Raw genomic sequence first — 20,507 nt, forward strand, 5'->3', positions numbered from 1 at the left:
CCGTGGTCGAGGCAGATTTCAAATATGTAATAGACACACTATTCACACTTTTTGCCATGGTACTTATCATCTTTATGGTACCTGGCTTTGCTATGCTTGAAGCGGGACTTGTCCGTACGAAAAACGTAACGGCAGTCCTTACTACAAACGTGATGATCTACGCAGTAGCGTCAACGGCTTTCCTGCTTTTGGGGTATGAGATCGCATTTGGCAGCTGGGAGAAGATCGAGTACAGCATGTGGGCGGCATTTTTGTTCCAGATGGCATTCGTCGGTAAGACTATCAACATCATGAGCGGCGGGGTGAGCGAGCGTGTACGTATGATCCCTCTTGCACTCTTTGCGCTTATCATGGGTGCAGTGATCTATCCGTTAGTGGTAAACGTGACTTGGGGAGCGAACCTGTTAAAAGGGACTTTCTTAGAACTTCATATGTTCGACCTTGCAGGTTCAACGGTTATCCACTCGACTGGTGGATGGGCACTTTTAGCGGCGATCCTTATCATCGGTGCTCGTAAAGGCAGATATAAAAACGGGATGATCCACGTCATTCCTGCTTCAAACATCCCTTTAGTCGTACTTGGTGCGCTTCTTTTATGGATAGGGTGGTTTGGTTTCAACGGCGGTTCTGTAGGTTCTATCTCTACAAAAGATGCAGCTGACAGCGTAGCTCTTACGATACTAAACACAAACACTGCAGGTCTTGCAGGTGCTATCATCGCAGGTGTCATGATGTACGTAAGATACAAACTGTTCGATATCACGATGATCTTAAACGGTGCCCTTGGCGGACTTGTAGCCATAACTGCGGGCGCGAACCTTTATGACATCCATACACCTTTACTTATCGGTGCTATCGGTGGGGCTTTAGTCGTATTTGCAGTTCCTTTGTTTGATAAACTAAGACTTGACGATCCCGTCGGTGCTCTTTCAGTCCACCTTATAAACGGTATCTGGGGAACATTGGCTGTCGGTATATTTGTCGACAACATCTCATTTATGGATCAGCTAAAAGGTGTAGCCGTAGTAGCGGTATTTGCTTTTGTAGTCTCGTTCATAGTGATATTCGTTATAAACAAATTCATACCGTTTAGAGCGGAAGACGATATGCAGGTACAAGGTATCGACGTTGTTGAATGCGGTGTGGAAGCATATCCGGAATTCAAACGCGCTATCTAACTTTTTCTTCTTACATGTAAAGTTTTTTGGCTTTACATGTAAACCTTTTTTTAATCTACTTTTTTTTGACTCTGCAGATGTTACGACTGATGTAGAAATTTGACTAACGATTTAAAATTAGGAAGCAAATGTTATTTGTACTTCTTTTAATTTGCTATAGTTTTTCTTCTATGATTTTTAAAGGAAGAAAAGTAACTATTTCTTTTTCATATTCTTCACAAATAAAACTTATTTGAACTTCAAATTCACCTGATTTCAAAGGAACTATTTTATATTCATCATCAAAAACCTTGCATCTAGTATGCAGTAAACTATTCAACTTAAGTGTCACTGTATTATCATCCAATTTAGTCCAGTAATTTTGATTAAGTCTATGTATTCTTGCTAATGAATTATATGAAGGAGTAAGTTGTGCAGTAAGTATATTGGAGTTACTTAAAAAAGAACCTAGTATTAATCCCTTGTTTTGTTGCTTTTCATATTCTTGTTGAGCTTTTGCTATTGGATTACTTGGAAGTGGATATTTAGGTAATTTAAACTCACTGATTTCGTCAATTTCAACAATTTGCACTTCTTTCGGAAATTTAATGGTTACAAAGACTTCATTAGCTTTTACTGTCCCTGAATTACAAATTTCAAACAATAAGTTTTGAGAAGAATTATTGATATGATGCCAAGTTACTTTTTCTATATTATATTGATCGATTTCTTCTTGGGTCGGCAAATTGGAGTTATATTCATCAATATCCTTTTGCTCAATAAAAGGTTTTAAATGTTTTTCAATAGTATTTATATCTAGTTTTTTAGGTAAGTCAATTTGTTTAATATTCTGCTTTGTAAAATTTAATATTAACTCAGATTGATGATTGATTGTAACTTCTAAAATTGGTTTTTTAGGAGAAATCTTTGACTCAAGGTCTATGACTTTTTCTCTTAATGAGCGGTTTTCTTTACTTAAAAGTGTTAACTCTTCGGATAATTCTGGTGAAATTCCTTGATCACCACGAATCCAACCAATACCTGGCTTTTGCATAATCTGTTTCATTAATGCAATAGACACTTTTTTAGTTAGTTCATCACAATTAGTCCAAAAATCAGACATTTTGGAATTTCTTAAAACAGTATTTCTAAATTGATTTATTTTGTTTAAGTCATTATCACGTTTATCTTGAGATAGAGGGGCTTTTTCATCTAGTAAAAAAGCCAATATTGGAACTTTACGTTCAAGTGCATATTCATATTCTTTTTGAGTAAAACTAATGCCTTCAGATGTTTCCGAACCATATCTAAGTCCTAGTAGTAGGATATAGTAGTCACTTATATCAATTGTTCTTCTGATGATTTCCCATTGGTCTTCATCTTCTGCACTGAACATTTCCATACCAATAGGGATATGATACATTTCTAAGATTGCCTTGATAATATTATCCCTTTCATTTTTTAAGTCAATGAAAGTTGAACTAATAAAGACTTGATATTTTTTGTCAAGCAATGTAATATTCCTTTTTTAATTATTTATTCAACAAACATTATATTCATTTATTCCAAAATGACAAAATAGATTTAACACTTCTATAACTATAGCTTTGATATTATTTCATCTATGATACGACACAGCAGCTCTTTTTCTATCTCTCTTGTTGTTCACATAATTATTCTTGTATTGGCTTTGTTTATATACAATTACGCGTTATCTGACAAGCATGAAAAACGTATTGCCGTTGATGTCTCTAAGTGTATCATGAACTGTGATTGCGGCTGTTTGCCGAAAGTGGAGAAGGAAGCAGAAAAAGAAGCTCCCAAACTCCAAAAGCCGGTCGAAAAAAAAGCTTTGAAAAAAGTCGAAAAAAAGCCTGTGAAAAAAGAGCCGAAAAAAGTGCTTGAACCTGAAGAGACGATGTCTGTTACTTCAGAAAAAGCGGTAGTAGAAGAGAAGCCTGAACCTGAAGAGATAAGCGATCCTGTCGATACGAAAGTCTTAAATGCAGAATCTCCTTTAGCAGATAAGAAGCTAGAGCTCACAAACGCTCAGGATGAGGTAACATCAGAGGAAGCACAGAAAGCTATCCAGAGAAGATACATAAATGAAAATGAATCGAAGATAGCCCAGATGATAAAAGATAACCTGTACTATCCCCAAAGGGCTCAAAAACGAAGGATCCAGGGTATGATCGTAGTTAAATTTACGCTTTTAAAAAACAGAGAGATAAAAGACGTAATTATTACCAAGCATTCCCATGATATACTTGACAAATCAGCCCTCAGGACTATCCAAAACCTGCAAGGAAAGCTTCCTGCACCGATGGAAGATATCGTCTTGGTAGTGCCCATAAATTATAGATTAAACTAGAGGAAACGAATGAAAAAAGTGTTAGTATTTATGTTGTTGGCGTTGTCGCTATATGCAAATGAAGCATCTATCGCGGCTAAAAAACTGGGTTATATAAACTCATTTGATGAAGGGATAGCAAAAGCTAAAAAAGAGCATAAGATCATGATGCTTGTCCTTGTAAGAGACGGCTGTCCTTGGTGTAAAAGATTTGAGCACGACACTTTGTCGGACAGTTTCATAACAGATGAGACGAAAAACTTTGTCAATGTGCTTATAGACAGAAATGCTAAGATGCCTGATTATTACAGAACGCCTATCGTTCCTGTTGTCTACTTTGTCGATCCGAATACGAAAGAGAGCATGTTCGAGACAGCCGGTTATAGAGACGTCGGAGAGTTTTTAGACGATATCGAAGCTGCAAAGCATGAACATAACCTGAAAAAATAGTTTATCAGCTGATAGGTATCTTTAACCTAAACAGCGCACCGCCGTCGACGTTGCTTGCGTCGATGGTTCCTTCAAGATGGTTTTGTATGATCATCTTACTCATATACAGTCCGATCCCTGTCCCGTTTTTACCTTTTGTACTAAAGTATGGTTCAAAGATCTTATCTTTTATCTCCTCGTCTATCCCGCCTGCATTGTCTTTTATATAGATACATAAAGAGTCGTTCCCTTCGTTTTGGTCGATCTTTATGGTGATGACAGGCTCTGTCGGATGTTTGAGTATGGTCGCGTCGATGGCATTGTTTAGGATGTTGATAAGTACCTGTACAAGCTCATTTGTACGGGTGTTGATAGTGATGCTGTTTTTACAGTGAAAGTTGATAAAGATATCTTTTGCCAAGGCTCTAGGCAGGGTAAAGGTCACGGCACGTTTGACGATCTTGCAGATATCTATGGTCTCTTTCTCTTTGTTTGGTTGGAAAAATGTCTGAAAATCGTCGATGGTCTCGGAGAGGTAGATGATGGTATTTGATATGCTGCCGAGTTTGTCCAGTACCTCTTTCGTACTGACCTCGTTTAGCATCGAGCTTATCTGCAGGCTTGAGATCTGCAGGGTGATGTTTGAAAGAGGCTGTCTCCACTGATGCGCGATCATACTTATCATCTCACCCATGGCAGCCTGACGGGACTGAGACACTAAGATCCTGTCTTTGTTTAGAAGCTCGTTTACTTTTTGTTCGACCTGCTTTTCGAGGTTCTGGTTTATCTCTAAAAGCTCTTTAGTCTTTTGTTTTACTTCCTCTTGAAGCTTTTGGGAGAAACTTTCAAGCTCCTGTTTCTGTTTTTGTATGGTCGCTTCATCTTCGTCTATCTTTTTTCTGTACAGCTGAAGGATGACGGACATGACGATGAGCGCAAGTGCCAGATATGAGATCTGATATAAAGAGTAGTATGTCTGAACAAACGGCTGCAGTTGGAATAAGAACATAGTAGCTATAAATGCGGCTAGCCAGTACACTCCGTTTTTGTCTTTAAAATAGAGAAGGACTACGGGATAAGAAAATATCCAGATATGTCTCAGTTCTGAAGGCGGGTTAAAAAGGATAAGGAGGTTGAAAAAAAGAAGATACTCTGTACAAAGGATAGTGGTTATATAGTCAAAATACTCTCGCTTGACTCTAAGAAGCAAAAAGAGGACGACATTGAACGCGATGAGCCCAAGTTCTGCATAAGAGAGGGCGAACTCTCCTACAAAGTAGTTATGTATAGCTGCATAAAGAAGTGCAAGCGAAGATAAGATAAATGATATGTTTACCAGACTGTAATAGTTCTGTATTTTTCGTTCGTGTTCGTCAAAAAACAGACCGCTGGTCAAAAAGTTATTTAAAGCCATATATCACCTTTAGGGAATATATATTTTATCAATAAGTTCTTTATATTCGCTTTTTGCGTCACTGTCAAGCGTTATTCCGCCGCCGCTTTTGTAGATAAGGGTATCATCCTGTCTCTCGATAAAGCGTATCATCACGGCACTCTGCAGATCTTTTCCGTCAAAAAAACCGAAGACCCCGCTGAAAAAACCTCTCTCATACTTCTCGATGCTCTCTATAAGTTCGACCGTCTTTTTTTTCGGTGTCCCACTGATGCTTCCTGCGGGAAGAAGCTTTAAAAGAGTCTCGGAGAAGTTCTCCCGCCAGTTTGAAGGCAGATTTCCCGTTATCTTGGAGCTTACATGTAAGAGCTTTTTATCTCCTGCATTGATGATTTCGGTGTACCTGAACTTTTCCACCTTTATATCTTTGGCGATGATACCAAGGTCGTTACGAAGAAGATCGACTATCATCACATGTTCCGCCATCTCTTTGTCGTTTGAGAGTATCTTCTCTTTTGCATTTTCTACCGAAGCGTCTATGGTTCCTTTCATAGGAAAGGTAGAGATTTGATCGCCTTCTATGGTGATGAACCTTTCAGGTGAGAAGCAGATAAACTCCTCTCTCACTCTTAGTTTAAAAGGGGCGTTTGCGAGTTGAAATATCTCTTTAAAATCATGCTCGCACTCGACTCTTGTCGGAGCGGTAAGGTTGAAAAGATAGGTGTTCCCCGCTTTGATATTCTCGATCACCTCGTCAAACTTCTCTTTATACTCATGAAAAGAGATCGGATGTTTGACAAGCGAAGCGTTGTGTTTTTTGTATGTGAAGTTTTCATCAAATGTAAACTCGATGTCGTTTGTTGCAAGTTCGTCAACTCTGTAGACCTCTATATGAGAGGCTTTAAAATCTGTAAAGAAGAGAAAGGGCTCTTTGGCAGACGCCAGAGAGTCTAGTTTATTTAGCATCATATATGAGTTTTTTAAGGACTGCCATACGGATATTTACGCCGTTACTTACCTGATTAAGGACTTTACATCTCTCATCTGCAAGCAGTGCGTCGTCTATGTCTATGTTTCTATGTACGGGCCCCGGGTGAAGTATGATGATATCGCGGTCACCTACAAGCCCTTTGGTCACACAGAAATCACTCGCATAGTCTTTAAGTGAAGCGTAGTTTTGTGAAGAGTGACGCTCTGTCTGCGTTCTAAGACTCATGATAGCATCGACGTTTTGTACCGCTTCTTTGAGATTATGTGTAGTCTTTAACGATGTCTTGGGTAGAAACTGAGGCGGAGCGACAAGTATGACCTCCATTCCAAATCTTGTGAGCAGGTCTATGTTTGAGTTTGCGACACGTGAGTTTTTGATATCTCCGACTATGGCGATACGTTTGCCTTTAACGTCGCCAAAATGCTCTTTTAACGTGTAAAGGTCAAGAAGTGCCTGAGTAGGGTGGGCATGAGCGCCGTCACCCGCATTGATGATGGAAGCTCTCGTGTGGTTTGAGAGGATCTTCGGTACACCCGCGTTTTCATGGCGTACTATGATGGCGTGAGGGCCCATAGCGTCAAGGTTCATCGCCGTATCTACAAGTGTTTCGCCCTTTTTTGTAGAACTTTTTGCAACATCAAGATGGACTATCTCCGCACCAAGACGTTTTGCAGCTATCTCAAAAGAGCTTTTTGTCCTTGTAGAGTTCTCAAAAAAGAGGGTGATGATGATCTTGTCTTGTAAGATTCTGTCAAATCTGCCGTCGCTAAATCTTTTGGCATCATCTAAAATGGTGTTTATCTCTTCTATCGTCAAGTCATCTGTACGGATTAAATGTTGCATGATTCTACTTCTTATAATTTTTTATAGATTATACAAGAGTTCACATATAGAATCAATATCATCGCCCACTTTTAACACCTTTTGCCCTGTTTTTATAAAGTAGGGCTCTGAGACGACGCTAAAACTGTCGTCATCGTCTCTGCAGTTAAATGCCACTATATGGGGTATCTGTTTGGCTTCAAGCGCTTTTTGGCTCAAAAGAGTGTCGTTGATGCATCCAAGAGAACAGTGCGTGACCAAAAGGGCTTTTGCGTTTAAGAGTTTTATGAGGTCTATCATCATGGTCTGTTCGTCTATAGGTACGTAAAGTCCGCCTGCACCTTCGATGATGACGATATCCGAAGATGCTTCCATCTCTTCGATCTTCTTGACGATCTTTTTCAAATCAAGCGGCATATTGTCCGAAGCGACAAAAGGGGCAGCAGGCAAGGTGTAGGTGATGGGAACGATATCTTCCACCTCGATCGACCATAGTTTCGGGTTCAACTCTTTGACACACTCCAAAAGCGCTTCTCCGTCGATCGGGTAATCGACGACTCCCGTCTCGATGGGTTTGATCACACCGACTTTAAGACCGCGGGCTGCAAAAGCTTTTAAAAGCAGTTTTGTCGTATAAGTTTTTCCGATGTCAGTATTTGTCGCAGTTATAAAGATTCTTTTTTTCATATGCCAACTTTCGTTATAATGTCACAATTTTATAATAGGTTTACTAATGAATCGCTTTGAGAACTTTTGTACAAGATTTGTTCAATCAACAGGAAAAAAAGAGGGTGCAGTCAGTCCGACTATCACGGGCTCTGCTTCATTTGGATATGGAGACAGCGAAACTGCGGAGGGGATATTTAACGGAAGCGTTAAAAAACCGCTTTACTCACGCATGGGAAATCCGACTTCGGCACAGCTTGAAGGCATACTTGCAGATATGGACGGAGGCGTGGGCGCAGTCGCTACGAGTTCAGGTATGGCTGCAACGACACTTGCGACGATGTCACTTCTAAAAAGCGGCGATGAGATCATAAGCATCGGCGGACTTTTCGGTGGGACTTACTCTTACTTCAGTGAGACACTTTCACGTTTTGGCATCACGACCTCTTTCTTTGACGTGGACGAACTAGATGCTGTCAAAGGCGCGGTCAATGAAAATACAAAGATCATCTTTTTAGAGAGCGTAGGCAATCCGAACATGCGTCTGCCGGACATCAAAGCAGTCGCAAAGATCGCAAACGATGCAGGAGTGGTGCTGATAGTCGACAACACGATAACGCCGATGAGCGTAGCCCCTTTAAAAATGGGTGCTGACATAGTCGTTTACTCTACGACAAAGATCATAAGCGGAAACGCTTCGGCTCTAGGCGGTGCAGTAGTGTTCCGTGCTATAGCTGAGGATGACGACAAGTTTAAGACTCCGAGATACGCCGAAGTTCATAAGTTCATAGAGAAAATGGGCAAGATGGCGCTTATCGCAAATGCGAAAAAACGTGCGATGCGCGATTTTGGTATGAGTGCGAGTGCATACAACAGCTACCTTACGATGTTAGGACTAGAGACGCTTCCTCTTAGAATGGACAGAGTCGTGGACAGCGTTGAAAAAGTGGTAAAAGCATTGAACGAGAGAGGCTTACATGTAAACCATCCGTGTCTCTCTTTTCATCCGCACCATGAAAGATACGTAAACGAGTTTAAAAACGGATGCGGCACACTTTTTACCATAGATATGGGAAGTAAAGAGAAAGCGTTCGCATTTTTAAATAAAACGAAGATAGCGACTCTTACGGCCAATATCGGCGACAGCAGAACGCTTGCACTACATATGGCATCGACTATATACAGTGATTTCGATGCGAAGACAAAAGAGTTTTTAGGCATAACAGAAGGGCTTATCCGTATCTCTGTAGGACTTGAAAATCCTCAGGATATTATTGATGATTTTTTAAATGCAGCAAAATAGATATTTTTTTAAGCCAACAAATACGAAAAAATAGGTAAAGTTAATTTTATAATATATAAAAGACTATTTTTAGGAAACTATTTTGGATACGAGAACAGATAACGAATTAGAGAGCGATCTCTCCGTAATGTTGCCAAAGCGCTATAAAGTGCTTCTTTTAAACGACGATTATACCTCTATGGATTTTGTGATAGATATCTTGATGAACGTCTTTCACAAAAGCTATCAGCAGGCAGAGGTCATCATGCTTGAGATCCACAGGACCGAGCGGGGGCTTTGCGGAGTCTACAGCTATGAAATAGCCGAGACAAAAGTTATGCAGGTTCACAAACTGGCGCGTGAACAAGGATTTCCGCTAAAAGCTACAATGGAGGAAGAGTGATGATAAGTGCTGAATTAAACTCAATATTTCAAAAATCTCTTTCGTATGCAAAAGACCAAAGACATGAGTACTTGACGATAGAACATGTTTTTTTCTCTATTTTAGGCTCGCCTGAGGGTATCGCTATCATCAAAGAGTGCGGTGCAGATCCTCATGCGATGCGCGAAGAACTGGCAGAGTACATCATGACGAGTATGGAGTCGCTTCCCGATGACGTCGTAAGTGATCCTTATGAGACGGTCGGACTCTCACGTCTGATAGACAAGATGATACGCCACATACAAAGCGCTCAAAAGACAAGTGCCGATGTCGGTGATCTGATAGCTGCGATATATGAAGAGGAAAACTCTTACTCATGCATGCTGCTTGAAGCCCACGGAATAGAAAGAGTAGACGTACTTGCCGCTATCTCTCATAAAGAGTCGGCATCCGCATCGGATGAGCAGCAAGAGAGCGCACTGGCAAAATACACTATCAATCTTTTAGAAAAAGCAAAAGAGGGTCTGATCGACCCGATCATCGGCAGAGATGATGAGATCGAAAGAGTGATACAGACACTTTGCAGAAGGAAGAAAAACAATCCTCTGCTTGTGGGTGAACCTGGGGTGGGTAAGACTGCCATCGCCGAAGGACTTGCTCTTCGTATAAGTGAAGAGAGTGTGCCTGAGATCATTAAAGACGCTCCTGTCTTTGGACTTGACTTAGGGGCTTTACTTGCAGGAACGAAGTACAGAGGTGACTTTGAAAAACGTCTCAAGGGCGTCATCGATGAACTCAAACTCATTAAAAATGCGATACTTTTCATAGATGAGATCCATACTTTAGTGGGTGCAGGAGCAGTAAACGGCGGAGGTATGGATGCATCGAACCAGCTAAAACCGGCACTTGCTTCGGGTGAACTAAAATGTATGGGAGCGACTACCTACGCAGAGTTTAGAAACATCTTTGAAAAAGACAAAGCGCTTTCACGCCGTTTTGCAAAGATAGATGTGGACGAGCCGACACTTGACGACAGTTATCTGATACTAAAAGGTCTGGCTCCAAAATATGAGAAGCACCACGGTATAAAATATACCGATAAAGCGCTTCGCGCAGCAGTCGATCTCTCTAAAAAATATATATCCGATAGATTTCTGCCTGATGTGGCGATCGACCTTATGGATGAGGCGGGTGCGTCGTTTCATCTGAAAAAACGTAAACGTCACAGTGTAACACCGCACGACATTGAGGCTATCATCTCGAAAATAACGGGTATGCCGACATCGAAGATCGGTGAAGACGATATCGAAAGACTGGCTTCTTTAGAGGAAGATCTAAAAGCTATCGTGATCGGTCAGGATGAAGCCGTCATCAAAGTAAGCGAAGCCGTAAAACGTTCGCGTGCAGGACTTACAGGCGAAGACAAACCGATAGCGTCATTCCTGTTCTCAGGGCCTACGGGTGTCGGTAAGACTGAGCTTTCACGTGCTCTTGCATCGGTTCTGGGTGTGCATTTCGAGCGTTTTGATATGAGTGAATATATGGAAAAACATGCACTTTCACGTCTAGTGGGAGCACCTCCGGGATATGTCGGTTTTGAACAGGGCGGACTTTTAACCGAAGCTGCAAGAAAACACCCATATATGGTCCTGCTTCTTGATGAGATCGAAAAAGCGCATCCCGATCTTATAAACATCCTGCTTCAGGTGATGGACAGTGCGACGCTGACAGATAACAACGGATACAAAGCGAACTTTAAAAACGTGATCCTTATCATGACCTCAAACGTAGGTGCGACAGAACGTAATGTCATGGGCTTTAATGCCGACAGTTCACTTTCACGCGGAGAAGCTCTGAAGTCGTTCTTTACGCCTGAGTTTAGGAATCGTCTTGATGCCGTCGTCGAGTTTAAATCTCTGAAAATAGAGATCGTCGAACGTATTGTCAGAAAATTCGTGAACAATATAAACAAAGAACTCGGCAAGAAAAAGATATCTTTACAAGTAAGCGATAAAGCAGTCGGATATATAGCAGAGATGGGCTACGATAAAGAGATGGGCGCAAGACCGTTAGTCCGCTTTATCCAAGAAAACGTGAAAAATCCGCTGACAGATGAGATGCTTTTTGGAAAACTCAAAAGCGGCGGAAAAGTCTATATCGATTTTGACAAAAAGCTGACGTTCGACTTTCAAGAGAAATAGAGATTGTATATTCCAAAACTCACATACCAGCTTGTGTTTCCAGACCCTCGTGATGCAAGCGAAGAGGGGATCGTCGCCTACGGCGGTGATCTAAGCCCCTCTCGTCTTATCAGGGCGTATCAAAACGGTATCTTCCCTTGGTATGCCAAGGGCGATCCGATCCTTTGGTGGTCGCCGGACCCGCGTCTTATCCTTGAGCTTTCCGATTTTAAACTGCGCCGCTCTTTGAAAAAAAGGATGAAACATTTTACCTATAAGTTTGACAGCGCCTTTTTAGAAGTGATAACGGAGTGTTCCAAAGCACCGCGTGAGGGACAAGACGGGACATGGATACAGCCTGAGATCATAGAAGCCTACAATGTGCTTCACGGAATGGGAAAGGCTCACAGCGTGGAAGCTTATCTTGACGGTGAACTTGTAGGTGGAGCTTACGGAGTAGTAGTAGGCAGAGTGTTCTGCGGGGAGAGTATGTTCGCGAAGGTAAACGATGCTTCAAAAGCGGCTTTTGCCGTACTGGTAGAACACCTCAAAAAATGGGGCTACAGCTTTATTGACTGTCAGGTTCCAACCGAACATCTTATAAGTCTCGGAGCGAAAGAGGTCTCACGCGATTACTTTCTAATGCGGTTAAAAGATGTTGTATATGATGAGATTCAACACAGTTGGATAATGGATTCATAATACTTTTCCCTATAAGTTTTACTTAAGCAAAACATCTTTATACTTGTGGTGAATTAAAAAAAAGGAAGTCAAAATGAAAAAGATTTTAGTAAGCGCGGTAGCAGTGTTAGCATTAGCAACGGCAGGTGTTGCATCGGTAAATGACCAAACTGGTTGTGGTCTTGGTGCGGTAATCATTAAAGACGATTCATCAGCTGTATTGCTTGCTCTTCAAGCAACAACAAACGGTACTTCAGCGAACCAGACTTTTGGTATCACTTCAGGGACTTTAGGTTGTAAAAAGACTAAACTTGTTATGAATGAAAGAGCAGAAGAGTTCGTTGCATCTAACATGGACCAACTTGCTAGCGAAATCGCTCAAGGTCACGGTGAGTCTGTTGACACATTGGCAGAACTTTTAAATGTTCAAGATAAAGAAGGTTTTGCTTCATCTTTACAAGCAAACTACAACAATATCTATGCATCTCAAAATGCAAAAATGTCAGACGTACTTGACAACATCTCAACTACTGCTATCTAATGCAGTCTTTTGCTAAGCGAATTTTTCGCTTAGTACCCTTTTTATAATCTTCATTTAGGATTTTCCATCAAATATTTTCGTACTCTTTTTTTCTTATCCATACTTATATCATTTTTAAATGCCGATGTTGAACAATATCATAAAAAAGCGGATGAACTTCATCTTGCAGATGAGAGGTACTGGCATCTTCTTCTTCACTTTACAGGTCATGAAAGCGAGATAGACGATGAGAAGTTCTTTTTCGCAAAAGACGGTAAACAGAGTCCAAAAGATGAACTTCATGCGACTATAGACGCTTTTTACAATGAAACGACGTTTGATGATAACTCCAGTGCATGTAGATTTCCGGCTCGCTTGGAGTGGCTAAAAGAGAAACTCGATCTAAAAGACCTGCCGGATGTTACATGTAAGAGATACGACGAGATAGTAAGAAGACTTGATCCCAAATCTGTTACTTTGGTCTTTCCTGCAGCGCATATCAACTCGCCTGCATCGATGTTCGGTCATACATTTTTACGTATAAACTCATCATATAACTCAAAACTTCTTTCTTATGCGATCAATTACGCGGCTGCAGCGGACAGCACAAAAGAAAACGGAGTGGTATTTGCCATTAAAGGGCTTATCGGCGGCTATTACGGCAAGTATTCTATGCTTCCTTATTATGATAAATTAAAAGAGTACCGCGACACGGAAGCCCGCGATATCTGGGAATATGATCTTGATCTGACTCCCCAAGAGACGATGAGAATGGTCAGGCATATCTGGGAACTTAACGACACCTCTTCATTTTACTACTTTTTTACGGAGAACTGCTCATACAATATGCTTTGGCTTATAGAAGCAGCGCGCCCGTCCTTACATCTAAGAGAGAACTTCACGTATCAGGTGATCCCGCTTGAGACGGTACATGTAGTCGAAGACCAGCATATAGTAAAGTCAAAAAACTACAGACCTTCAAAAAGAAGCGTACTTTTAGCATATGAGGACACATTAAACCAATACTCAAAAGACAAAGTCTTAGAGCTTACAGATGAAAAGATAGAGATCAAAGATATCGTTGACGACAGCAATCTGACATTACAGGAAAAACAGTATATTTTAGAGGCATCGACAAATATCTTAGAATATAAACTGATACAGAACAAGATAAAAAAAGATGACTATCTGAAGCGTTTTCATCAGATCTCAAGTGCCCGTGCATCTTTGGGAAAAGGAAAACCGCTGGAAGTGATCCCTCCGCATAACCCCGATCAGGGAAACAGAGCTTTGCGAACATCTGCAGCACATGGCTGGAGAGATGGCAGACCTATAGAATATCTCGGGATCCGTCCTGCTTATCATGACCTAAGAGACAGCAGTGTAGGGTTTTTAAGAGGTACGCAGATAGAGTTCTTGGATTTTGAACTAAACTACTATGACAGTAAAGTCGAGTTAGAAAAGGGGACGATACTTTCTATAGAATCGATCGCGCAAAGAAGCACCTTCTTTAAAAACTTTTCATGGCGCATGAAAACGGGCTTTGACAGAGACTTTATGAACAGCGATCCTAACTATATCTTGACAGTCGGTGCGGGTTTGAGCTTTGGAAATAAATATGGGTATGCGTACCTTTTAGCCGATCCGTTTACATATATTAAGAGTGACATGTCCGGAGGTATCGGCACATCATTAGGTCTTGTCTTGGATAGTTCATATGATTTCAATACAAATCTGGAAGTGACTCATAGGTGGTACTTTGACCAAAAGAACCAATGGCTTGCGACGTTTAGCGAGAATTACAGAATCTCAAAAGCATTTTCTCTGCAGCTGTCTTACCAGTATAAAGACAGAGACAGCAGTTCTGAAGATACCTATAAGGCTTCGCTAAATTACTTCTTTTAAAAAAAATGATATAATGATTATATAAATTTTTGATAGGTGTGTTTGTATGTATATAAAAGATTTGAAGTTTTCTTTATGGGCTGATTTTATTGAGCGCGATTACTTGGATAAGGAGTTTAAACAGCTTATAGAAGAGGGCATCATAAACGGTGCGACAAGCAACCCTGCTATTTTTAAAAATGCTATTCTTTCCTCTCCTGCTTATAAAGAGCAGCTCTCCTCATTAAGCGGTCTCTCTGCAAAAGAGAAATATGAAGCTCTTGCTATTTTCGATATTCAAAAAGCGGCTGACATACTCAAACCGCTTCACGATGCAGGCAATGACGGCTATGTAAGTATAGAGGTCGATCCCTTTTTATGTGACGATGCGCAGGCTACGATAACAGAAGGCAAGCGTCTTCATAAGACTATCGGCAGAGACAATATCATGATAAAAGTACCGGGGACAGAAGCTGGTTATGTCGCGATGGAAGAGCTTACCGCATCTGGTATACCGGTAAACGCGACGCTTATATTTTCTAAAGAGCAGGCGGTATCATGTGCAAAGGCTTTTGCAAGAGCTCAAGAAAAGTCCGGCAAAGCGGTCGATACGGTCATCAGTGTTTTTGTCAGCAGGATAGACAGAGCCCTAGATGATACTTTAGCTGCAAAAGGGATGCGTACGTCCCTTGCCGGAGTATATAACGCTGCAGATATCTATAACAGCGTCGAAGCTTTACATGTAAGCAGATGCAGGACGCTTTTTGCAAGTACGGGAGTAAAGGGTGATAACCTTAGAGCATCATACTATGTAGATGAACTGTTGGCATATAACAGTGTCAATACGGCGCCGATAGATACGATAAAAGCATATGTGCAAGGCGGCGATAAAACGGCAAAACTTCCTATACCGCAGGAGAAAATAGACGCTCTATTTCAAGAATTAAAAGAAGCAGGGATAGACTTTGACGAGGTGGTCCGTATTCAGATCGAAGATGGACTAGAAGCATTTAAAGTAGCATTCAAAGAGATATTGGAGAACCTATGAACCAACCAAAACCAGATCCAAATATAGACGTATCAAAACTGTCGTTTGAAACACTCAAAAAGATAAGAGCTTATCTAAAACGTATGATCGAGGCGGGCGGGAGTGACTTGCACGTCAAAGCAAATTCAGTCGTGCGTGCCCGTATAAACGGTGAGATCATCCCTCTTTCCGGTGAGATATTCTCGCATGAGGATTCGATAACTTTTGCAAAAGAGCTTTTAAGAGGCAGGTTCGGTGAATTTGTCGAGAAAAAAGAGCTTGACCTTGTCTATCCGTTTGATGAAAGAAACAGATTCCGTGTCAATATTTTCTTTCAGATGGAAGGGGTGTCTGCAGTATTTCGTATTATTCCTGTTAAGATCTTGACGATCGATGAGCTTTTACTTCCTAATGTCGTTCATCAGTTTACACATATGGAACGTGGCCTTGTCCTTGTCACCGGAGTAACTGGTAGTGGTAAGTCAACAACGCTGGCAGCACTTATAAATGAGATAAACTGGTCAAAACGCAGACATATCATCACTATTGAAGATCCTATCGAATTCGTTCATAAAGATAGAAAGTGTATCGTCAACCAAAGAAGTGTCGGGCAGGATACCAAATCTTTTGCAAATGCGCTTCGTGCAGCACTCCGTGAGGATCCGGATATCATACTTGTCGGGGAGATGAGGGATAGGGAAACGATCGAGATCGCACTGCATGCAGCAGATACCGGTCACTTAGTTTTCTCTACTCTGCACACACTTGATGCAAAAGAAACGGTCAACCGTATTATCTCTACTTTCCCGACAGAGGAGCAAAACAGGATACGTCTAACGTTGGGAAGTGTATTAAAAGGTGTTATTTCACAACGTCTTATCCCTACTGTCGATAACAAACGTATAGCGGCTCTAGAGGTCTTGGTACGTACTCCGAGGATAGAACAGCTTATCAAAGAGAACCGTGATGATGAGATCGTCGATACGATGTACGAAGGAAAAGATATCTACGGTTCTCAAACATTTGACCAAGCCATATTGGATCTGTACTTATCAGGAAAGATAACTCAGGAAAAAGCGTTCGAATATGCAACATCTCCGTCTGACTTGAAACTCAAAATGGAAGGTCTTGACGATAGGCTTATTGTCGCATCATCTTCTTCTGATGAAGAGCATAATGGTAAAAAAGAGTATAGAGAAGATGAAATTTTTGAATTAAAAGAGTAGATTTACATTTTTTTTGATATAATTACGCCCATTTTTAAAATTAAGGATTTAGTATGTTAGAAGGCATAATTAGAGAGAGTATCGGTAAACGTGGTACTAAAGCGTTGCGTCGTGATGGATATCTAATTGCAAACATTTACGGAAAAGGTATTGAAAATATCAATGCTGCATTTAAATCAAATGAGTATATCCGTACTGTTCGCAACAAAGAAACTATCGCATTCCCAGTAAAAGTTGGTGGAAATGAGATGAATGTTGTTGTTCAATCATACGAATCTCACCCTGTAACAGGTGAACTGTTACACGTTGATCTAATGGTAGCTCAACCAGGTGTTAAAGCTCACTACTTTATCCCCGTTGAAACAGCTGGTATTGCATTCGGTCTTAAAAACAAAGGTATGGTAAACATCTCTAAAAGACGTTTACGTGTTAAAGCTACTGTTGAAGATCTTCCAAGAGCAATCGTTGTTGACGTTACTAAAATGGACGTTGGCGATTCAAAAATGATCCGTGACTTAGAAAAAATCGAAAACGTTACATTCACAGATTCTGATCGTGTGGCTGTAGTCAGCGTTATCAAAGCTAAATAATAATGCTTATAGTCGGACTTGGAAACCCAGGTTCGACGTATGCACAGACGCGTCATAACATCGGTTTTATGGTGATTGACGAGTTAGTACGAAGAACTTCCGCAACCTCTATATCAAAAGCCTCGTTCGAGGGTGAACTTTTTAAATTCAAAGAACATTATCTTCTTAAACCCATGACTTTTATGAACCTTTCCGGTCGCTCGGTGTTAGCCGTTAAAAACTTTTATAAAATTGATGAAGTTTTAGTCATACATGATGATCTGGACCTGCCTTTTGGTGCATTGAGATTTAAAAGAGGCGGCGGTCACGGCGGTCATAACGGGCTCAAATCGATCGATGCAGCGATATCTAAAGAGTATATCAGAGTCAGGATGGGGATATCAAAACCGCAGCATAAAGGCGAAGTGGCGAACTATGTATTGTCCGTGTTTAATGAGGCTGAAAAAGAGCATTTAGACAACTGGATAAAAACGGCAGCCGATGCTATTATGAAATTAGAAACAATGAGTTTAGATGATGTCTCTTCACAGTACTCTATTAAACAAATTTAGATAGAATTACATCATGCTGGCATTTAAATATATATCTTTTCATTACTTAAAATATTTTTTGATCATTATGATCGCACTTGTCATGTTTATGGTTGGCTTTGACTATCTGCAAAATGTGAACGATCTTCCCAAATCTGCCAACTTATTGCTTATTTATTTAGTTTACAGAATCTTTTTTGCCATAGATATGCTTCTTCCTTTAGCACTTGTCTTTGCCATGATAACGACAAAAATTTATCTGATAAGATCGAATGCACTTGTCTCTTTTTTCTCTCTGGGATACTCCCGTACAGATGTCTTAAAACCTTTTATATTCGTATCCACTTCTATTATTTTTCTTTTTATAGCCGCGCATGCAACGAACTTTGCAAGGGCCGATGAATTTGCAAATAACATCAGAAAAACAGAGCAGTATCTCAATCCGACAAGAAATCTTTTTTTCACGTATGAAGACAAATATATCTATTTTTCAAAACTCTCTCCACTGCAGAAAAAAGCGACCGATGTCAGAGTTTTTACGGTAAAAAACGGTGCATTAAGTGAAGTTATTACTTCAAAAGAAGCTGTATATGTCGGTGGAGACTGGCATCTTAAAAATGCTCATATTATCGAAAAACCCAGTGTCGTAGGATTGAAAAACAGCGGGATCAAAATATCCGATAAAGAAGACTTGGCGATGCTGCATGAGTTTAAACCGAAGATACTGGATCAGGTCTATGAGGGTAAAGTAAATTTTACTATCGGTGATGCACTCGATGCGCTTTATCTGCTTCAAAATCAAAATATAAACACGTCACAGATAAAAAGTGCTTTGTATAAGATCTTTGTGTACCCGTTTTTTGTTCCTGCTCTTATAACCATTATATTTTTCTTTGTCCCGCCGAGCAGCAGGTTCTTAAATGTCTCGTTTTTCAGTTTTGTCGCAATACTCTCTACTCTAGTCGTCTGGGCAGTACTTTTTATGATGATAGAATATGCAAATAATAAAACAGTTTCCAGTGAGATCGGCATAATCCTTCCGGTCGTAGTACTGATTTTTGCTTCAATAATACAGTACAAACGTTTCAATATCCGCTAATCTATACAATTATTCCATTCCTCTATTAGATATCTCCTTAAGCAAATTTTGGATAAAATCAAAAAAAAATTAGGATTATTTGTGATAAATTTTCAAGAATTAGCTGATAAATATAAAACACCGCTTTATGTATATGATTTTGACTATATGACAGAACAGTACAACTCTTTGAAAGAGGCATTTAGAGGTAGAAAATCGATTTTAGCTTATGCAGTAAAAGCAAATTCAAATCTTAGTGTCGTTAAACATTTCGCATCTCTTGGAAGCGGTGCGGACTGTGTTTCTATCGGTGAGGTGAGACGTGCGTTGATGGCTGGAATCGCCCCTTACAAGATACTTTTCAGCGGTGTAGGAAAGAGTGACGATGAGATCCGTGAAGCGATAGAAAACGATATCTTATATATCAATGCAGAGAGTATTGCAGAGCTTGAACGTATAGATATTATCGCCCGCGAGCTTGACAAAGTATGCCGTATCAGTGTGAGAGTAAATCCGAATATCGACCCTAAGACGCATCCGTATATCTCGACAGGTCTTAGTGCAAACAAGTTCGGTGTCGATATAGACAGTGCAAAACGTATGTATATCTTTGCAAAAAATTCTGCAAATCTAGACCCTGTAGGTATCCATTTTCATATCGGAAGCCAGCTGACAGAACTTGACCCGATCCGTGAATCATCAGAGATAGTCGCTGACCTTGTGCGTTCTTTAAAAGTGATCGATATAGAACTGAAATTCTTTGATATCGGCGGCGGTATCGGTATAAAATACGATGATGAAAAGACGATAACTCCATACGATTATGCACAGGCAATCCTTTCGACTTTGACAGGTCTTGACCTGACTGTCGTTTGTGAACCTGGTAGATTTTTAACGGCGAATGCGGGATATTTCCTGACGAAAGTACTTTATGAGAAAACAAATAAAGACAAACGTTTCGTGATAGTCGACGGTGCGATGAACGACCTTATCCGCCCGAGTCTTTACAGCGCGTATCATAAGATCGAAGCATTAAAACAAAGCGATGAAAAGAGCAAAGCGGACATTGTCGGTCCTGTCTGTGAAAGCGGTGACTTTTTGGCAAAAGACTATGATCTGCCGGCACTTTCACATAACGACCTGCTGGTAGTACACAGTGCGGGAGCATACGGTTTTGGAATGGGAAGTAACTACAATACACGCGGACGTAGTGCGGAAGTCGCACTGGAAAAAGGTGTAGATAGAATTATTCGCAGACGTGAGACTTTTGAAGATATAATAGCTCTAGAAAAAGATTATTTAAAAGAAGATAATTAATC

At 40.5% G+C, this 20,507-nt stretch carries 20 protein-coding genes; 15 read left to right on the forward strand and 5 right to left on the reverse strand.

What is annotated here, in order from left to right; all coding sequences use genetic code 11:
- The first annotated feature begins 2 nt into the window (after positions 1–2).
- Positions 3–1,178, forward strand: a complete 1,176-nt coding sequence (locus WCX87_RS02855) for an ammonium transporter (RefSeq protein ID WP_345980531.1) — start codon at positions 3–5, stop codon at positions 1,176–1,178.
- Between the two features lie 154 nt (positions 1,179–1,332).
- Here the strand turns inward: WCX87_RS02855 and WCX87_RS02860 are convergent, their stop codons facing one another.
- Positions 1,333–2,670: a DUF4062 domain-containing protein gene (locus tag WCX87_RS02860; RefSeq protein WP_345980532.1), complete on the reverse strand. Its 1,338-nt coding sequence runs from the start codon at positions 2,668–2,670 to the stop codon at positions 1,333–1,335.
- Between the two features lie 111 nt (positions 2,671–2,781).
- Between WCX87_RS02860 and WCX87_RS02865 the strand changes: the two genes are divergently transcribed.
- Together WCX87_RS02865 and WCX87_RS02870 are read left to right on the forward strand one after the other, a co-directional pair.
- Positions 2,782–3,528 carry a TonB family protein gene (locus WCX87_RS02865; RefSeq protein ID WP_345980533.1) on the forward strand — a complete coding sequence of 249 codons (747 nt, stop codon included), beginning with the start codon at positions 2,782–2,784 and terminating at the stop codon, positions 3,526–3,528.
- Between the two features lie 9 nt (positions 3,529–3,537).
- A complete protein-coding gene (locus WCX87_RS02870; protein ID WP_345980534.1) occupies positions 3,538–3,957 on the forward strand; it encodes a thioredoxin family protein in 420 nt (139 codons plus the stop codon).
- 4 nt (positions 3,958–3,961) lie between these two features.
- Here WCX87_RS02870 and WCX87_RS02875 read toward each other — a convergent pair whose 3' ends face one another.
- Genes WCX87_RS02875 through bioD form a run of 4 tightly spaced genes read right to left on the reverse strand, consistent with a single transcriptional unit; the run spans position 3,962 to position 7,829 of the window.
- Positions 3,962–5,350, reverse strand: coding sequence for a HAMP domain-containing sensor histidine kinase (locus WCX87_RS02875; protein ID WP_345980535.1), 1,389 nt, complete (start codon positions 5,348–5,350; stop codon positions 3,962–3,964).
- Between the two features lie 9 nt (positions 5,351–5,359).
- Entirely contained in the window at positions 5,360–6,298 is a 939-nt protein-coding gene (locus WCX87_RS02880) for an aminodeoxychorismate synthase component I (protein WP_345980536.1), read from the reverse strand.
- Positions 6,285–7,163: an aspartate carbamoyltransferase catalytic subunit gene (locus WCX87_RS02885; RefSeq protein WP_345980537.1), complete on the reverse strand. Its 879-nt coding sequence runs from the start codon at positions 7,161–7,163 to the stop codon at positions 6,285–6,287. Before WCX87_RS02885 ends, WCX87_RS02880 begins: the two co-directional genes overlap by 14 nt.
- Positions 7,164–7,184: 21 nt before the next feature.
- Positions 7,185–7,829: a dethiobiotin synthase gene (gene bioD, locus WCX87_RS02890; protein ID WP_345980538.1), complete on the reverse strand. Its 645-nt coding sequence runs from the start codon at positions 7,827–7,829 to the stop codon at positions 7,185–7,187.
- 46 nt (positions 7,830–7,875) lie between these two features.
- Between bioD and WCX87_RS02895 the strand changes: the two genes are divergently transcribed.
- The 12 genes from WCX87_RS02895 to lysA all read left to right on the forward strand — a co-directional run bounded on the left by WCX87_RS02895 (position 7,876) and on the right by lysA (position 20,505).
- Positions 7,876–9,111, forward strand: a complete 1,236-nt coding sequence (locus tag WCX87_RS02895; RefSeq protein WP_345980539.1) for an aminotransferase class I/II-fold pyridoxal phosphate-dependent enzyme — start codon at positions 7,876–7,878, stop codon at positions 9,109–9,111.
- Positions 9,112–9,238: 127 nt separating this feature from the next.
- On the forward strand, positions 9,239–9,493 hold the full coding sequence (locus WCX87_RS02900) for an ATP-dependent Clp protease adaptor ClpS (protein ID WP_345981088.1): 255 nt from the start codon (positions 9,239–9,241) through the stop codon (positions 9,491–9,493).
- Entirely contained in the window at positions 9,493–11,673 is a 2,181-nt protein-coding gene (clpA, locus tag WCX87_RS02905) for an ATP-dependent Clp protease ATP-binding subunit ClpA (protein WP_345980540.1), read from the forward strand. The genes WCX87_RS02900 and clpA overlap by 1 nt, the downstream gene beginning before the upstream one ends.
- Before the next feature lie 3 nt (positions 11,674–11,676).
- Entirely contained in the window at positions 11,677–12,354 is a 678-nt protein-coding gene (gene aat, locus WCX87_RS02910; protein WP_345980541.1) for a leucyl/phenylalanyl-tRNA--protein transferase, read from the forward strand.
- A gap of 73 nt (positions 12,355–12,427) precedes the next feature.
- The gene (locus WCX87_RS02915; protein ID WP_345980542.1) at positions 12,428–12,874 is read left to right on the forward strand and encodes a DUF3015 family protein; all 447 of its coding nucleotides are present in this window, start codon (positions 12,428–12,430) and stop codon (positions 12,872–12,874) included.
- A gap of 354 nt (positions 12,875–13,228) precedes the next feature.
- Entirely contained in the window at positions 13,229–14,758 is a 1,530-nt protein-coding gene (locus WCX87_RS02920; RefSeq protein ID WP_345980543.1) for a DUF4105 domain-containing protein, read from the forward strand.
- A gap of 46 nt (positions 14,759–14,804) precedes the next feature.
- Entirely contained in the window at positions 14,805–15,785 is a 981-nt protein-coding gene (locus tag WCX87_RS02925; protein ID WP_345980544.1) for a transaldolase, read from the forward strand.
- Positions 15,782–16,990, forward strand: coding sequence for a PilT/PilU family type 4a pilus ATPase (locus WCX87_RS02930; protein ID WP_345980545.1), 1,209 nt, complete (start codon positions 15,782–15,784; stop codon positions 16,988–16,990). The genes WCX87_RS02925 and WCX87_RS02930 overlap by 4 nt, the downstream gene beginning before the upstream one ends.
- A gap of 53 nt (positions 16,991–17,043) precedes the next feature.
- Complete coding sequence (locus WCX87_RS02935) at positions 17,044–17,580, forward strand: 50S ribosomal protein L25/general stress protein Ctc (protein WP_345980546.1); 537 nt, start codon at positions 17,044–17,046, stop codon at positions 17,578–17,580.
- Positions 17,581–17,582: 2 nt separating this feature from the next.
- On the forward strand, positions 17,583–18,131 hold the full coding sequence (gene pth, locus WCX87_RS02940) for an aminoacyl-tRNA hydrolase (protein ID WP_345980547.1): 549 nt from the start codon (positions 17,583–17,585) through the stop codon (positions 18,129–18,131).
- A gap of 13 nt (positions 18,132–18,144) precedes the next feature.
- Positions 18,145–19,209 carry an LptF/LptG family permease gene (locus WCX87_RS02945; protein WP_345980548.1) on the forward strand — a complete coding sequence of 355 codons (1,065 nt, stop codon included), beginning with the start codon at positions 18,145–18,147 and terminating at the stop codon, positions 19,207–19,209.
- Positions 19,210–19,290: 81 nt separating this feature from the next.
- A complete protein-coding gene (lysA, locus tag WCX87_RS02950) occupies positions 19,291–20,505 on the forward strand; it encodes a diaminopimelate decarboxylase (protein WP_345980549.1) in 1,215 nt (404 codons plus the stop codon).
- Positions 20,506–20,507 lie beyond the last annotated feature (2 nt).

It is taken from the genome of Sulfurimonas sp. HSL3-2 (assembly GCF_039645965.1).
GTDB classification, from domain to species: domain Bacteria; phylum Campylobacterota; class Campylobacteria; order Campylobacterales; family Sulfurimonadaceae; genus Hydrocurvibacter; species Hydrocurvibacter mobilis.

What these genes read in the sequence shown, in the direction of transcription:
- WCX87_RS02865 (WP_345980533.1), top strand. Translation starts at nt 2,782, where the DNA reads ATGATACGACACAGCAGCTCTTTTTCTATCTCTCTTGTTGTTCACATA.
- WCX87_RS02870 (WP_345980534.1), top strand. Translation starts at nt 3,538, where the DNA reads ATGAAAAAAGTGTTAGTATTTATGTTGTTGGCGTTGTCGCTATATGCA.
- WCX87_RS02875 (WP_345980535.1), bottom strand. Translation starts at nt 5,350, where the DNA reads ATGGCTTTAAATAACTTTTTGACCAGCGGTCTGTTTTTTGACGAACAC.
- WCX87_RS02880 (WP_345980536.1), bottom strand. Translation starts at nt 6,298, where the DNA reads ATGATGCTAAATAAACTAGACTCTCTGGCGTCTGCCAAAGAGCCCTTT.
- WCX87_RS02885 (WP_345980537.1), bottom strand. Translation starts at nt 7,163, where the DNA reads ATGCAACATTTAATCCGTACAGATGACTTGACGATAGAAGAGATAAAC.
- bioD (WP_345980538.1), bottom strand. Translation starts at nt 7,829, where the DNA reads ATGAAAAAAAGAATCTTTATAACTGCGACAAATACTGACATCGGAAAA.
- WCX87_RS02895 (WP_345980539.1), top strand. Translation starts at nt 7,876, where the DNA reads ATGAATCGCTTTGAGAACTTTTGTACAAGATTTGTTCAATCAACAGGA.
- WCX87_RS02900 (WP_345981088.1), top strand. Translation starts at nt 9,239, where the DNA reads ATGTTGCCAAAGCGCTATAAAGTGCTTCTTTTAAACGACGATTATACC.
- clpA (WP_345980540.1), top strand. Translation starts at nt 9,493, where the DNA reads ATGATAAGTGCTGAATTAAACTCAATATTTCAAAAATCTCTTTCGTAT.
- WCX87_RS02915 (WP_345980542.1), top strand. Translation starts at nt 12,428, where the DNA reads ATGAAAAAGATTTTAGTAAGCGCGGTAGCAGTGTTAGCATTAGCAACG.
- WCX87_RS02925 (WP_345980544.1), top strand. Translation starts at nt 14,805, where the DNA reads ATGTATATAAAAGATTTGAAGTTTTCTTTATGGGCTGATTTTATTGAG.
- WCX87_RS02930 (WP_345980545.1), top strand. Translation starts at nt 15,782, where the DNA reads ATGAACCAACCAAAACCAGATCCAAATATAGACGTATCAAAACTGTCG.
- WCX87_RS02935 (WP_345980546.1), top strand. Translation starts at nt 17,044, where the DNA reads ATGTTAGAAGGCATAATTAGAGAGAGTATCGGTAAACGTGGTACTAAA.
- pth (WP_345980547.1), top strand. Translation starts at nt 17,583, where the DNA reads ATGCTTATAGTCGGACTTGGAAACCCAGGTTCGACGTATGCACAGACG.
- WCX87_RS02945 (WP_345980548.1), top strand. Translation starts at nt 18,145, where the DNA reads ATGCTGGCATTTAAATATATATCTTTTCATTACTTAAAATATTTTTTG.